Below are 14,565 nucleotides of genomic sequence, written 5' to 3'. Positions count from 1 at the left end.
TGTCACGGCACCCGACGGCTAACCTTGTGCGCCACTGAGCGCCACCCGCCGCCGGGATAGTCGAGCACCATTCCATTGGCGTCGACCGTCAATTTGTAGCTGCCGTATCGGCCCTTGTACCGATAGGTGTCGCGGTCGATCCGCTGGTATCCCTGTTCGACGGCGCGTACGCCGAACGAGGGCACCTGGATCCACAGCACCCGGGCGGTGGCCTGGGCGCCGACGGCCAGATCGAGCCGCCGGATGGTCAGGCCGTTCGTGGCCGGGGTAACCGCCAGATCCACGTCCTCACAGGGAAACGGCAGGTCGAGGGGGCCGTCGGCGGAGTGCCAGCGACCCTCGTCGTCGGCGTGCAGCGCCAGCGTGCGTAACCCGGTCGGCTCGTCCACCTCGATCCGGACGGACCGGGACCGCCGCGAGGCGTCCGTCTCGACGAGGTAGGTGGCGCTGGTCGGCCCGCCCCTGCCTCGGTACAGGGCGGTTCCCGACAGCCGGAAGCCGGTCGGCGTCCGGTCGAGTTTGCCCATTTCCAGGAACAGTCGGTCGGACCGTTCCCAACTGGTCGTACTTAGTCTCTCCAAATCGGACATGCCGGAGATTCTAGTTCCTCGATTCTCCACTGGCGCAAGGGGCCGGTCGGTTGTACCGTCGTTGTCGGAGCGCGATGAGCAGCGATGAGACATTCGCTTCCTGGTACGCCCATGTTTGGCAGTCCAGTTCGGCGACTACTTTCGGTCACATAATTGACGGCGGTTTCGGGCCGACTCCACGAAGGTGGATTCGGTTCGGTGGAGGGCCGTACCCGAATGCCCTTTCCCGCTGCTGAACCAGAAAGGGGAAAGCCGTGTCAGTGCCGAGCGTCGGCGACGCACCCACCTTCGTGGCGACCGCTGACCACGACAGCATGCGACAGCTCCGGACGTTGATCGACGACGTGTTGGGCGTCCTGGAGGACGTGGGCAAGGGACGGGCCAACCCGGTGGCGCCGGGCGGCCCGACAGCCGTCCGGGCGTACGCGGACGACGTGCTCGCCGAGCCGCTGCTGCCGGCGACCGGCGGCGGCAACCCCGCCGAGGTGCTGCGCAAGCTCGTCGAGGCGTACGCCAACTGGTCGGTGGACGTGAGCCACCCCGCGACGGTGGCCCGGATGCAGTGCCCACCCACCGCGGTCGCCGTCGCCGCCGACCTGGTCGCCGGCGCGCTCAACCAGTCGATGCACGCGTGGGAGGCCGGCCCGTTCGCGCTGGAACTGGAGCGTCGGCTGATCGAGGACCTGGCCACCCTGGTCGGCTACGGCGCCGACGCGGGTGGCACCCTGACCGCCGGCGGAAGCATCTCCAACGTCATGGCCATGCTGATCGCCCGGGACGAGGCGTACCGCCGTCGCCTCGGCCGGTCCACCTTCGACAGCGGGTTGGCCGTCGGTGGCGTCCGTCCGGTGGTGCTGTGCACCGAGACGGTGCACTTCTCCGTCGACCGTGGCGCGAGCATCGCGGGCATCGGCGCGGACGGCATCATCCGGGTACCCGCCGACGATCTGGGCCGGATGATCCCCGCCGAGGCCGACCGGATCCTGCGCGAGCTGCCGTCGGACTGCCTGCCGGTGATGCTCTTCGTCTGCGCCGGTTCCACCGACTTCGGCTGGGTGGATCCGCTGCCCGAGCTGGCGCGGGTGGCTCGCGAGCATGGCGTGTGGCTGCACGCCGACGCCGCTTACGGCGGTGGGGCGCTGTTCTCCGAGCGGCTGCGGCCGCTGTTCGACGGGCTCGCCGAGGCCGACTCGGTCACCCTCGACCTGCACAAGTTCGGCTGGGTGCCGGCGTCGGCCGGGGTGTTCCTGACCCGGGACGCGGCCATGTTGGACCATCTCGCCGTCCAGCAGACCAGCCTCAACTCGCCGGACGACGTGGCCGAGGGCTTCGTCGGCCGCTACGGGCACTCCATCCAGGCCACCCGCCGCTGCGACGCGCTCAAGATCGCCGCCACCCTGCGGGCGTACGGCCGCGACGGCATCGGCGCCATGGTCGACGCCTGCCACGAACTGTCCCGGTACGGCGCGGCGCGGGTCGCCCGGGAGGCGAAGCTCCAACTGGCCGCGGAGCCGGTGCTCAGCACCGTGCTGTTCCGCTACCTGCCCGGCGACGGGAGCGACCTCGACGCGTTCAACAGCAGCCTACGGCGGCAGCTGATGCGTGACGGGCACGCCATGCTCGCCCGGGTCTTCCTGCCGCGCCCCGGCGGCGGCAAGGACGTGTGGCTCAAGCTCATGCTGCTCAACCCCGACACCACCGGTGAGCAGCTCGACCAGGTTATCGACGACGTGCTGGCCGCGGGTGCGGCGCTGGAGGCGGCGGGCCGGTCCTGACGCCCCTTCCGCAGAGATCCGTCAGGGAGCGCAACGATGGTGATGCAGCAACACGGTACGACCCTCGCCTACACACCGGCGGACGAGTCGGTGTCGATCCGTGACTCGATGAACGCCCTGCCCCGGGTGCTGGCGATGCCGCTGACGTTCCTCACCGGCAAGCCACACACCGGTCAGCGGCCGGTCCGGCTCACGCCCGGATTCCATCTCTGGGCGGCGACGGCCTCGATGCTCGGTGGGCTGGCGGTCAGCTGGGTCGCGCTGGCAACCGGCGGTTGGTGGCTGGTGCTTCTGCTGCTGGGCTGGTCGATGACCCTGCACGGGGCCCGGAACCTGCGGATGATGATGTACCACCAGGCGGCGCACCGGAACATGTGGGCCCGCCCCCGCCGGGACCGGGTGGTCGGTCGGCTGGTCGCCGCCGCACTGATGGTGCAGGACTTCGACCGCTACAGCACCGAGCACGTCATCGACCACCACGCGGTGCATCACATGACCGTCCGCGACCCCACCGTCCAGGCGTTCCTGATCGGCCTGGAACTGCGGCCCGGCATGACCCGCCGGCAGATGTGGCGGCACCTCGTCCGGCACAAGCTGCTGTCCCCGGCGTTCCACCTGAACTTCCTGCTGGGCCGGATCCAGTCCTACTTCGCCCCGGCCAGCCGGACGCTGCGGGTGGCGACCGTGGCGGGCTACGCCACCGTGGTCGCGTCGGCCGTCCTGCTCGACATGTGGGTCTTCCTGCTGGTCGCCTGGGTGCTGCCGATGACGGTCTTCTACCAGATCAGCAACACCCTGCGGCTGTGCGTCAAGCACACCTTCCCCGGCCCGGAGGTCACGCAGCGGCGCGGTCGGGAGTACTTCGCCAGTCTCACCAACGCCATCCTGATCGGGGAGCGCGCGCCGGCCGACCGGTCGGGTGGGCCGCTGCGCCGCGCCGCCCGGTGGCTGCACTGGTCGCTGCGGATGCTGGTGGTGCACCTGCCGGCACGGTACCTGGTGCTCACCGGCGACACGGTGGTGCACGACTTCCACCACCGGCATCCGATGAGTCGCGACTGGGCCAACTACATCTTCGCCCGGCACGCCGACATCGAGGCGGGACATCGCGGATGGCCGCCGTACCGCGAGGTGTGGGGCCTCGTCCCGGCGATCAACCTGGTCTTCGACTCGCTGGGCCGGGCCGATCCACAGGAGTACGACCGGGCCCGGATCGCTCAGGTCAGCGGGCGCAGCGTCTTCTCCGCCTTCGACGACTGACGGCCGGCACGCACTGCGCACATCGGGAGGTACGACGACATGTCCAGTCGCAAGACCCAACGAACCGTCATCATCGGGGTGGCCCGCAGCGACGCCCACGCGGTGGCCAACCATCTCATCGCGATGCGGCTGCGCGAAGCCGGCTTCTGCGTGGTCAACCTGGGCGTCTGCACACCGTTGGAGGATTTCGCCGACGCGCTGGTCGCCCACCCGGACGCCGAGGCGGTGCTGATCGGCAGCCTCAACGGCCACGCGTACGAGGATCTGCGCGACCTGCCGGCGCTGCGGGCCGCCGGACGCCTGCACTGCCCGCTGATCGTCGGCGGGAACCTCTCGGTGGGCAGTCACAAGGACGGCGACGAGCGGGAGCGGCTGTTGAGCCTCGGCGTCGACCACATCCTCGACGAGGCCGACCAGATCCCGCTGCTGCTGGACCTGCTGCACGCCGCCCGGGCCACCCCGCTGACCGGTGTCTGACCTACCCGAGCTCGACGTCGAGCCACGAGTCGCGGCCATGCTGCCGCCCTGGACGGAGACCATGCAGTACATCCGCAAGTCGCCGAAGCGAGCACCGGTGGAGGTGCTGCGGGCCGCGGCCGCGCGCGGCCGGCCGGTGGTGCAGCCCCGCTGCGGCGTCGGCGGGCACGACGAGATGCGGACCCTGCTGACGACTCTGGAGCGGCGCGCCCGGCCCGGCATCCTGACCATCACCATCGACTCGTTCACCCGGCTCAAGCAGTTCCGCACCGCGGCCCAGACGTTGCAGCGTGAGCCGGCGGACCTCAACGGCTATCCGCTGGTCACCCACGGCTGGCGGCGCGGCCGGGAACTCAACGAGTCGGTGGACGCCCCGATCGAGGTCCGGCACGGCTCACCCGACCCGCGTGAGCTGTTCGCGGTCTCGCTGGCCTCGGGGTTCACCTCGTTCGAGGGCGGCGGCATCGACTACAACCTGCCGTACTCCAAGGACGTGTCGCTGACCCGGTCCCTGGCGGCGTGGGCGCAGGTCGACCGGCTCTGCGGGTTGCTCGCCGAGGAGGGGGTGATCGTCGACCGGGAACTGTTCGGCACCCTCACCGCCGTGCTGGTGCCCCCGTCGGTGAGCCTGGCGGTCTGCGTCCTGGAGGCGCGCGCGGCGAGCCTGGCCGGGGTGCGCTGCCTGTCCATCGCGTATCCGCAGGGCGGCGAGGTGCACCAGGACATCGCCGCTCTGCGCTCGATTCCGGTGCTGGCCCGCCGGTACCTGCCGGAGAACGTGGAGATCTTCCCGGTCCTGCACGAGTTCATGGGCGTCTTCCCGGCCGACCCGGACGTCGCCGACGCCCTGATCCTGTACGGCGGGCTCACCGCCCGACTCGGCGGCGCCGCCAAAGTGATCAACAAGACGAACCAGGAGGCCCGCGGCATCCCCGACGCGCAGGCCAACGTGGCCGGGATCCGCACCGCCGCGCTGGCCTGCACCGACCTGCTCGACTTCGTACGGGTCGACGAGGCGACGGTCGAGGAGGAGACCTACTGGCTGCAACGCGAGGTCGCCGAACTGGTCGAACCGGTGCTGGCCGCCCCGGATCTTGCGGCGGCGATCGTCGACGCCTTCGCCGACGGACGGCTCGACATCCCGTTCAGTGCCAGCGTGCACGCCCGATCGGAGGTGATCCCCAAGCGGGACGCCACCGGTGCCATCCGCTATCTCAACCCGGGCCGGCTGCCGTTCAGCCGGCCCACCCTGCGCCGCAACGAGCAGTGCCTGCGGGTGGACCGGGCCAGCCTCAGCCGCCGGCTGATCGACGAGATCCGCTCCGACATCAACTTCTTCCTGCACGCGGAGCGACGGTTCCAGGCGGACCGCGCGACGGTCGAGTGCCCCGGCCCGGCCAACACCGGACCGGGTGCCGCCGCGAGTTCGGGAGGTGTCCGATGACCACCGTCCTGCTGGATCCGGACGAGGTGACCCGGGCCGCGCTCGGCGAGGGCGAGGCGGCCACCGCCGGACTTCGCTTCCAGCCCGCGCTGCACCGGCTGGTCCGGGCGATCAACGAGGAGGCGCAGCTCACGCCCGACGGGGCGCGGGTGGCGCGCGACTCGCTGGTGAACGCCCTGCGCGTCCAGCAGCGGCTGGCCGCCCGACAGCGGCCGTCGACGGACCGGCCGCCGGCCGTGACCGTGGTGACCGGACTGCACCGCACCGGGACGACCCTGCTGCAACTGCTGCTCGCCGCGCACCCGCGGGTGCGCGCGCCGCAGCTGTGGGAGCTGCTGGCACCGGCCGCGACGCAGCCGCCCGAGGAACTGGTGGCCGCGGCCGACCGTTACGTGGCGGAGTACCACCGGGCCGCCCCGGCCTTCGCCGCGATCCATCCGCTGCATCCTCGCAAGCCCGAGGAGTGCCACCGGCTGATCGCCAACAGCTTCCACTCCGAGATCTTCGGCCTGCGCTACCACGTGCCCGGATACCTCGACTGGCTGTCCCGCCAGGACCACACCGCGGCGTACGGGTTGCACCGGGAACAGCTCGCCGCGATCGTCGGCTCCGGCGCGGGCCAGCACGTGGTGCTCAAGTGCCCGTTCCACCTGTGGCACGCCGCGGACCTGGCCGGCACCTACCCGCAGGCCCGGGTCGTCCGGCTGCACCGGGATCCGGTGACCACGGTGGCCTCGGTGTGCAGTCTCACCCGGACGGTGCGGGCGGCGCGTTCCCGGCACGTCGACCCGTACCAGATCGGTGCCTTCTGGCTGGACCGCACCGCCGCCGCCCTGCCGGGCCTGCGTGACCCCGAGGCGTTCGCCGGTCTGCCGGTGCTCGACCTGCGCTACCGGGACCTGGTCGCCGACCCGGTGACGGTCCTCGGCCGGGTCTGCGAGTTCGCCGGGTTGCCGTTCGACGCCGCGGCCCAGCACGCGGTGCGGTCGGCGATCCGCACCGCCGCGCACACCGCTCCGGGCCGCCACCAGTACCGACTGAGCGACTACGGGCTCGACGCGGACGGCCTGCGCCGTCGCTTCGCCGACTACCGGGCCGACTACCGACTGTGACCTTGTCCCATCTGGCACGAGCCGACCGCAGAAGGAGAGATGCCGTGACCACCACGACGAACGCCGAGGTTCCCGCGCCGCGCAACCCGCAGCCGACCGCACCGGCGAGCACTCCGATGGAGCTGGCGTTGCAGGAGATCGAGGCGGTGAACTCGGTCGCCGGCGACAACCCGATCAAGATCGGGATCCTGTCGCCGATGAGCCGCCCCGGTGACGCGATGGCCGGCGTACTGGTCTCGCGAGGTGCCCGCCTGGGTGCCGAGTACCTGCGTGAACACGGCGGCGTACTGGGTGGGCGCAACGTCTCGTTCATCGCGTACAACGACATGGCGACCGCCGCGGAGGAGGGTTTCCCGCGCTCCGCCGTCGCGGGCATGGCGAAGCTCGCCATGGTCGACGAGGTGCTCGCCGTGCTGGGCCAGTGGCACCTGCGTACCACCCCGTGGGTGGCGGAGATGTGCGAGAAGATCGGCGTGCCGATGTTCGTCGAGAACGGGCACAGCACGGTGACCCACGGGCGGCGCACGATCTTCCGCACCTACTTCTCGATCGCCGACCGGGTACCGCTGATGATGGACTGCCTGGCCGACATCGGCGCCCGCCGCATCGGCATGATCGCGCCCGACACGGTGTTCGGCAAGACCATGGCCGACACCCTCCAGCAGTACGGCGAGTCGCGGCACGGCATGGAGTTCCTCCGGTTCGACTTCGAGCAGGAGGTCGCGCTCGACTGGCGGGAGCAGCTGCGGCAGATCAAGCAGTGGCAGCCGGACGCGTTCATCAACGGCGGGCTCAACGTCGTCGCCGGCGGTGGCCCGGTCGGCAACAGCTACCACATCCTCCAGCAGGCCATCGAGATCGGTCTGCTGCCCGCGGTGCCGATGATGGTGACCTTCGGTTTCCCGATGCGCTCCCAGGACTACTGGCGGATGGCCGGCGCGGGCGGCAACGGGGTGATGTGGCCGGCCACGAAGTTCCGTCCCTCGTGGTCGGAGATGACGCCGATCGGACGCTGGTTCACCGACCGGTTCATGCAGCGTTACGGCTTCGCGCCGCCGGACACCTGCCTGAGCGCCTTCACCGACGTGACCATCATCGGCCAGGCGTTGCAGGTGGCCGGCACGGACAGCCGCGAGGGCCTGCTCGACGCCCTGGAGTCCACCGAGTTCGACACCTGGCGGGGCCCGCTGCGCTTCGAGCGGGGCGCCGAGCACTGGCACCACAACCCGCCGGAGCTGGTGGTCATGCAGTACCAGACGGTCGGGCAGACCTTCGACGACGCGGCGATCATCTACCCGCCGGCCCTTGCCGACAGCAAGTTCCGGCCCTCAACGGTCGACGGGGAACTGCCGTGACAACCGCCCCGCCGGCGGCGGACCGGGCGTCGCCGACACCGCGCACCGTCGCCGCCACCGTCGTGGACACGCTGCTCGCCCACGGCGTGGACCGGGTCTTCTGCGTCGCCGGGGAGAGCTACCTGGCGGTGCTGGACGAGTTGCACGCCGCGTCGACAGTCGACGTGGTCACCAGCCGGCACGAGGCCTCCGCCGGCTTCGCCGCGGTGGCCGACGCGAAGCTCACCGGACGAGCGGGGGTGTGCCTGGTCAGCCGGGGCCCGGGGGCCACCAACGCGAGCATCGCGGTGCACTCCGCCTGGTACGACGCCACACCGCTGGTCCTGGTGATCGGCCAGGTGCCCCGCTGCGACCTCGGCACCGAGGCGTTCCAGGAGGTCGACTACGCACGCGCCTTCAGCGGGCTGGCCAAGGAGGTGCTGGTGCTGCTGGAGCCGGCCCGCACCGGTGAGTTCGTCGCCCGCGCGTTCCGCACCGCCCAGTCGGGCACCCCAGGCCCGGTCGTGCTGGTGCTGCCCGAGGACGTGCTGGACCTGCCGGATCCGGTCGGCGCGGCACCGACCCGCTGGCAGCCGGGCGCGACCGCGGCCGCCCCGGCCGACCTCGACCGGGTACGGGAGCTGCTGCACGGTGCGGAACGTCCCCTGCTGCTGGCCGGCGGCACGCTCGGCGGCGAGGCCGGGCGGCGGGTGTTGGCCGCCGCCGCCCACCGGCATCACCTGCCCGTGCTGACCAGCAACAAGCGGCAGGACCTGTTCGACAACCGGGACCCGTGCTACGCCGGCCACCTGCACAACAACACCCAGGAACGGCAGCGGACCCTGCTCGACCGCGCCGACCTGGTGCTGGCGGTCGGCACCCGACTCGACGACGTGACCACGCTGTCGCGGCGGCTGCCGAGGCCCGGCAACCCCGCACAGGCACTGGTGCACGTCTACCCCGACCCGCAGCGGATCGGCCGCACCCATCCGCCGACGGTCGGGCTGGCCGCCGACCCGGTGCAGTTCCTGCGGCAACTGGCCGATCTCGCACCGGCCGGGGTGGACGCGGGGCGGGTCGGCTGGGTTGACGAGCTGCACCAGCTGGAGGTGGCCAAGGCCCGGTGGGCGCCGCACCCCGCCGACGACGGCCTGGCCTTCGGTGCGCTCGTCGCCGGATTGGACGAACTGACCGGCGGCGACGTGGTGGTCACCCTCGACTCCGGCACCTTCACCAGCTGGCTCTACCGCTACCTGCGGTTGACCGGCGACGCGCGGATGCTCGGCGTCGGTTCCAGCGCCATGGGTTTCGGGGTGCCCGGTGGCGTGGCCGCCGCGCTGCGTACCGGCCGGCCGACGGTGGTGATCGTGGGCGACGGCGGATTCCTGATGACCGGCTCCGAACTGGCCACCGCGGTGAGCCGCCGCCTGCCGTTGATCGTGGTGATCGCCAACAACGGCAGCTACGGCACCATCCGGGCGCACCAGGAGCGGGCGTACCCCGGCCGGGTCATCGCCACCGACCTCGACAATCCCGACTTCGTCGCGCTCGCCCGCGCGTACGGCGCGTTGGGGCTCGCGGTCACCACGGAGCAGGACGTGGAGCCGTGCCTGGCCCGGGCGCTGGCCCACGGCGGGCCGGTGGTGGTCGACGTGCGCACGAGCCTGTCCTGGATCTCGGCGTACCGCCGGCTGAGCGTGAGCGGCCCGGTGAGCATGGAGGTGAGTGTCGGGTGAACATGCACGAATCACTTACCGAGCTGATCGGTGACACCCCGCTGGTGCGACTGCGCAGCGTGGTGCCGCCCGGCTCGGCCCCGCTCTACGCCAAGGTGGAGTACCTGAACCCGGGCGGTTCGGTGAAGGACCGCATCGCCCTGCGGATGGTGGAGACGGCCGAGGCCGACGGCCTGCTGCGTCCCGGCGGGACCATCGTCGAGCCCACCTCCGGCAACACCGGGGTGGGGCTGGCCATCGTGGCCCAGCAGAAGGGCTACCACTGCGTCTTCACCTGCCCCGACAAGGTGTCCCGCGACAAGATCGACGTGCTGCGGGCGTACGGGGCGGAGGTGGTGGTCTGCCCCGCCGCCGTACGGCCCGAGCACCCGGACTCGTACCGCAGCGTGGCCTCCCGGATAGCCTCCGAGCGGCCCGGCGCGGTACAGCTCAACCAGTACGCCAACCGCAGCAACCCGGAATCGCACTACCACACCACCGGACCGGAGCTGTGGCGGCAGACCGAGGGCCGACTGACGCACTTCGTCGCCGGGATCGGCACCGGCGGCACGATCTCCGGTGCCGGGCGCTACCTGCGGGAGGTCTCCGGCGGGACGGTTCGGATCATCGGCGTCGACCCGGACGGTTCGATCTACTCCGGTGGCACCGGGCGGCCGTACCTGGTCGAAGGGGTGGGTCAGCCGAGCTGTCCGGACTCCTACGACCCGACGGTGGTCGACGAGGTCATCGCGGTCACCGACCAGGAGTCGATCCTGATGACCCGCCGGTTGGCCCGCGAGGACGCCCTGCTCACCGGCGGCTCCGGTGGGATGGCCGCCGCCGCGGCGGTGCGGGTCGCCGCCGCGGCCGGGCCGGAGGCACTCGTCGTCGTGCTGCTACCGGACTCCGGCCGTGGCTACCTGTCCAAGATCTTCAACGACGACTGGCTCGCCGGCCTGGGCCTGTACGACCCACCGACCGACCAGCCGAGGGTGCGCGACGCCGCGACCGGCGGACATCCGCCGCTGATCCGGCCGGACGAGACCCTGGCCAACGCGGCGAAGCTGCTGCGTGACGCCGACACCACGCACCTGCTGGTCAGTGCAGCGGCACCGCCGCTGCGGCTGGCGGAGATCCTGGGATGCGTCACCGAGGCGACGCTCGCCGGTGCGTACGCCGCCGGTGCCGGCGCCGACGACCTGGTCGGCGATCACCTGAGCCCGCCGCCGCCGCAGGTCGGCGCCGGCACGCCGTTGCCGGACGTGGTTCCGATGCTGTCCGAGCCGTCGACCGCCGTGCTGGTGGTCGACGGAGGACTCCCGCGTTGCCTGCTGACCGCCCGCTGCCTGGTCGCGTACCTGGGCGAGGGTGGGGGCGCGAGCGGGTCCGCACCATCATCGCGGGGGAAGCCGTGAACGCTGTCATCGAGTACGTGGACCCGATCGAGGGGTTCCGGGGGTGGCTGGTCTACGACGGGCTGGACTGCCGGCTGGCCGCCGGTGGTTGCCGGGTGAAACCCGGGCTGACCGCGGCGGAGCTGGGCGAACTGGCCTCCCGGATGACCCTCAAGGAGCGGCTGCTGGGCATCAACGTCGACGGCGCGAAATGCGGCATCGACTACGACCCGAGGGCACCGGGCAAGGCGGCGGCGCTGCGCCGCTTCCTGCGCTTCCTGCGCGGGCAGCTGATGACCCGGTTCAGCATGGGCTGCGACATGGGCACCCACTGGGACGAGTTGGAACAGCTCGCCCTGCTGGAGGGCATCCCGTCGATCAAGTACGCCGTCCGGGGCGCCCAGGAGTTCAGTGAGGCGGAGTTCGTCGCGCGGATGGGCCTGCTCGACCAGCACGTCGGCGCGCTGACCCTGGCCGAGCGCCGCGCCGGGCACGCCCTGGCCCAGGCGGCGGTGATGGCCGCCCGCGCCAGTGCCCTGCCGGGTCCGCTCTCCTGCACCCTGCAGGGGTTCGGCAACCTGGGACGCGCGGCGGCGTACACCCTGGCGCAGGAGGGCGTACGGATCACCGGGATCGCCGACGAGTACGGCTGCGTCGCCGACCCGCGCGGACTGGACGTCGCCGCGATGCTGGCCGAGCCGGCCGGCACCCCGGTGTCGCAAATGGCTCGACACGTCCGACGGATGCCGGCGCCGCGCTGCTCGACCTCCCCACCGACCTGGTCCTGCTCGCCGCCGGCGCCGACGGGCTGCCGGCGGAGCGGGCCGAACGGCTGCCGGCACCGGTGGTGGTGGTCGGTGCCAACTGCGGCTCAGCCCGCAGGCGGAGCACGCGCTGCACCGGGCGGGAGTGCTCGTGGTGCCCGACTTCGTCGGCGGCATCGGCGGCTCAGCCTCGATGGAGGCGCTGTTCGGGCCCACCCGCTGTCCGAGCCCGCGCGGGGTGCTCGACGGCGTGACGGAGCTGATGCGTCAGCTCGTCGACCATCTCACCGACGAGGCCCGCCGCCGGGGCCTGCCGCTGCGCCAGGTGGCGTACGACACGGCCGCCGCCGCCCGCGTGACCCCCGACCAGCCGCCGTACGGCACCAGCCCCTTCCTCACCCGACCACTGACCGCGACCAGCCGACCCGTTCGTCGCTGAACCACGGAGGCACCGATGTCCGTCACCCACGCCCATTCGGTCGAGACCTGCCGCCACGAGCGGGGCCACATCACCGACTCCCGCTTCTACGGCAACCGCTACGCGACCGCCGCCAGCCGGCGGATCTACTGCGACGTCTGTCGCAAGCAGCGCTGGCTCGACATCGAGGCGGCGCTGGCCCAGGCGCAGGGTGAGCTGGGCATGATCCCCGCCAGGGCGGTCGAGGGCATCGTGTCGGCGGCCCGGCTGGACCGCATCGACCTGGACGCGGTGCAGCAGGAGATCGAACGCTCCGGGCACTCGCTCGTCGGCCTGCTGCGGGTGTTCCAGGCGGCCTGCCCGGACGGCACCGGGGAGTTCATCCACTTCGGCGCCACCACCCAGGACATCCAGGACACGGGGCAGTCGCTGGAGATCCGCGACACCCTCGACGAGATCGACCGGGAGCTGACGGAGATTCTCGGCTGCCTGGTGGAGCTGGCCGAGGAACACGCCGAGACGGTGGCGGTGGGACGCACCCACGCCCGCGCGGCACTGCCGATGAGTTTCGGCCTCAAGGCCGCCAGCTGGATCGACGAGATCCTGCGGCACACCGAGCGACTGGCGACCGTCCGGTCCCGGGTGGTGGTGGCCCAGCTGTTCGGCGGTGCCGGGACCATGGCCGGCTTCGGCACCGAGGGCATCGGGTTGCTGGAGCGGTTCGCCGCGCGGCTCGGTCTGGGCGTACCGACGATCGGCTGGCACGTGGCCCGCGACCGGGTGGTGGAGTTCGTCACCACCCTGGCCATGGTGGCCGGCACCCTGGGCCGGGTGGCCGACGAGATCCGCACCATCGGCCGGCCCGAGTTCGGCGAGGTCACCGAGCCGTGGCGGTACGGCAAGGTCGGGTCGAGCACCATGCCGCACAAGCGCAACCCGGAGCGGTGCGAGCAGGTGGTGGTGATGGCGAAGCTCGCCGCCGCCCAGGCGGGCATCGCGTACGGCGGGATGATCGGTGACCACGAGCGGGACTCGCGGGCGCTGCGGGTGGAGTGGGCGTGCGTGCCGGACGTGTCCCACTACACCCTGGCCGCCTGTGAGATCACCCGGGAGCTGGTCAGCGGCCTCACCGTCAACGTCGACCGGCTGCGGGAGAACACCCGGGTCGTCGCCGACCAGCTCGCCTCCGAGCGGCTGATGCTCGCCCTCGGCGCGCATGTGGGCAAACAGACCGCCCACGAGCGCGTCTACGAGCTCAGCCAGCAGGCCCACGACGCCGGTGGCTCGCTGCGGGAGTCCCTGGACGGCTGCGCCGAGCTACGCCGCCTGCTGCCCGACCACGAAGTTGAGGTGATCTTCGATCCGGCCCGCTATCTCGGTGCGTCGACCGACCTGACCCATCGTGCCGTGGCGGAGGCGCGCAAGTGGCTGGCAGGCCGCGGGTGACCGGTGCACGACGACAGGACCGGCCGACGCGCCGGCGAGCCGGCGGCGGACCCCACCGGGGGCCCGTCCGGCGGCCGTCGGCCGGTCCCGGGTCAGCCCCGGCCCATCAGCGCGCCACCGTTGATCTGGATGATCTGGCCGGTGACGAAACCCGCCGTGGCACCGGCGAGGTAGCCGACGAGGCCGGCGACATCGGCCACCGTGCCGCCGCGACCGACCGGCGCCTGCGCCGAACGCTGCCGGTGGAACTCCGGTGTCATCCGGTCCCGGTAGAACTCGGTGCCGCCCACGTAGCCGGGCGCGACGACGTTCACCGTGATGCCCGCGCCGGCCAGCCGCGCGGCCAGTTCCGTGGACCACGGGTGCAGCGCCGCCTTGGCGGCCCCGTAGGAGGCGTTGCCGCGGAAGGCCGCGATGGAGGTCACCGTGACGATCCGCCCACCCGGACGTCGCAGGGCGGGCAGCAGCGCCTGGGTCAGCAGCACCACCGGCAACACGTTGCCACCGAGGTTGCGCAGGTACTGCTCGCGCAGGGTGGACAGATCCTCGGCGGGCTGCGGCGCGAAGTTGCCCCCGGCGTTGTTGACCAGCACGTCGACCGTACGGTCCCCGGCGGTGATCTCGTCGGCGGCCCGGCGTACCTCGTCGGGTTCGCACAGGTCGGCGACCACCGCCCGGACCAGACGGTGCTCGCCGGACAACTCCTCGGCGGTGCGTCGCAGCACCTCGGCGCGCCGGCCGAGCAGCACCACCTCGTGCTCCGCGGCCAGTTCCTCGGCGATCGCCCGCCCGATCCCGGTGCCACCTCCGGAAACCACGGCCAGCTTCGGCACGCC

Annotated in this window: 11 protein-coding genes and 1 pseudogene; 10 read left to right on the top strand and 2 right to left on the bottom strand. The window is 71.9% G+C overall.

What is annotated here, in order from left to right:
- Positions 1 to 2: 2 nt before the first annotated feature.
- The gene (locus tag ENC19_RS09995; protein ID WP_164446913.1) at positions 3 to 590 is read right to left on the bottom strand and encodes a putative glycolipid-binding domain-containing protein; all 588 of its coding nucleotides are present in this window, start codon (positions 588 to 590) and stop codon (positions 3 to 5) included.
- 254 nt (positions 591 to 844) lie between these two features.
- On the opposite strand from ENC19_RS09995, the gene ENC19_RS09990 reads away from it, so the two are divergent.
- The 10 genes and pseudogenes from ENC19_RS09990 to ENC19_RS09945 all read left to right on the top strand — a co-directional run bounded on the left by ENC19_RS09990 (position 845) and on the right by ENC19_RS09945 (position 13,729).
- Positions 845 to 2,365, top strand: coding sequence for a pyridoxal phosphate-dependent decarboxylase family protein (locus ENC19_RS09990; protein ID WP_309246047.1), 1,521 nt, complete (start codon positions 845 to 847; stop codon positions 2,363 to 2,365).
- A gap of 36 nt (positions 2,366 to 2,401) precedes the next feature.
- Positions 2,402 to 3,625, top strand: coding sequence for a fatty acid desaturase family protein (locus ENC19_RS09985; RefSeq protein WP_164446912.1), 1,224 nt, complete (start codon positions 2,402 to 2,404; stop codon positions 3,623 to 3,625).
- A gap of 39 nt (positions 3,626 to 3,664) precedes the next feature.
- Positions 3,665 to 4,102, top strand: coding sequence for a cobalamin-dependent protein (locus tag ENC19_RS09980; protein ID WP_164446911.1), 438 nt, complete (start codon positions 3,665 to 3,667; stop codon positions 4,100 to 4,102).
- Complete coding sequence (locus ENC19_RS09975; RefSeq protein ID WP_164446910.1) at positions 4,095 to 5,546, top strand: methylaspartate mutase; 1,452 nt, start codon at positions 4,095 to 4,097, stop codon at positions 5,544 to 5,546. Before ENC19_RS09980 ends, ENC19_RS09975 begins: the two co-directional genes overlap by 8 nt.
- The gene (locus ENC19_RS09970) at positions 5,543 to 6,658 is read left to right on the top strand and encodes a sulfotransferase family protein (protein ID WP_164446909.1); all 1,116 of its coding nucleotides are present in this window, start codon (positions 5,543 to 5,545) and stop codon (positions 6,656 to 6,658) included. Before ENC19_RS09975 ends, ENC19_RS09970 begins: the two co-directional genes overlap by 4 nt.
- 116 nt (positions 6,659 to 6,774) lie before the next feature.
- The gene (locus ENC19_RS09965) at positions 6,775 to 8,013 is read left to right on the top strand and encodes an ABC transporter substrate-binding protein (RefSeq protein ID WP_164447357.1); all 1,239 of its coding nucleotides are present in this window, start codon (positions 6,775 to 6,777) and stop codon (positions 8,011 to 8,013) included.
- Positions 8,010 to 9,728, top strand: coding sequence for a thiamine pyrophosphate-dependent enzyme (locus tag ENC19_RS09960; RefSeq protein ID WP_164446908.1), 1,719 nt, complete (start codon positions 8,010 to 8,012; stop codon positions 9,726 to 9,728). Before ENC19_RS09965 ends, ENC19_RS09960 begins: the two co-directional genes overlap by 4 nt.
- Entirely contained in the window at positions 9,725 to 11,122 is a 1,398-nt protein-coding gene (locus tag ENC19_RS09955; protein ID WP_164446907.1) for a pyridoxal-phosphate dependent enzyme, read from the top strand. Before ENC19_RS09960 ends, ENC19_RS09955 begins: the two co-directional genes overlap by 4 nt.
- Positions 11,119 to 11,736: pseudogene (locus ENC19_RS30030) on the top strand (Glu/Leu/Phe/Val dehydrogenase dimerization domain-containing protein); the annotation flags it as partial. The gene ENC19_RS09955 and the pseudogene ENC19_RS30030, both read left to right, overlap by 4 nt.
- A 583-nt stretch (positions 11,737 to 12,319) precedes the next feature.
- Positions 12,320 to 13,729, top strand: a complete 1,410-nt coding sequence (locus ENC19_RS09945) for a class-II fumarase/aspartase family protein (RefSeq protein WP_164446906.1) — start codon at positions 12,320 to 12,322, stop codon at positions 13,727 to 13,729.
- A gap of 92 nt (positions 13,730 to 13,821) precedes the next feature.
- On the opposite strand, the gene ENC19_RS09940 is transcribed toward ENC19_RS09945, so the two are convergent.
- On the bottom strand, positions 13,822 to 14,562 hold the full coding sequence (locus ENC19_RS09940) for an SDR family NAD(P)-dependent oxidoreductase (protein WP_164446905.1): 741 nt from the start codon (positions 14,560 to 14,562) through the stop codon (positions 13,822 to 13,824).
- Positions 14,563 to 14,565 lie beyond the last annotated feature (3 nt).

It is taken from the genome of Verrucosispora sioxanthis, from assembly GCF_010560025.1.
Taxonomy (GTDB): Bacteria; Actinomycetota; Actinomycetes; order Mycobacteriales; family Micromonosporaceae; genus Micromonospora; species Micromonospora palythoicola.
Note: the sequence above shows the minus strand (reverse complement) of the source record. Positions and strands in the feature narration are given on the sequence as shown.

Excerpts from the sequence above, each read along its gene's own strand:
- ENC19_RS09995 (WP_164446913.1), bottom strand. The coding sequence starts at position 590 with ATGTCCGATTTGGAGAGACTAAGTACGACCAGTTGGGAACGGTCCGAC.
- ENC19_RS09985 (WP_164446912.1), top strand. The coding sequence starts at position 2,402 with ATGGTGATGCAGCAACACGGTACGACCCTCGCCTACACACCGGCGGAC.
- ENC19_RS09980 (WP_164446911.1), top strand. The coding sequence starts at position 3,665 with ATGTCCAGTCGCAAGACCCAACGAACCGTCATCATCGGGGTGGCCCGC.
- ENC19_RS09970 (WP_164446909.1), top strand. The coding sequence starts at position 5,543 with ATGACCACCGTCCTGCTGGATCCGGACGAGGTGACCCGGGCCGCGCTC.
- ENC19_RS09965 (WP_164447357.1), top strand. The coding sequence starts at position 6,775 with ATGGAGCTGGCGTTGCAGGAGATCGAGGCGGTGAACTCGGTCGCCGGC.
- ENC19_RS09945 (WP_164446906.1), top strand. The coding sequence starts at position 12,320 with ATGTCCGTCACCCACGCCCATTCGGTCGAGACCTGCCGCCACGAGCGG.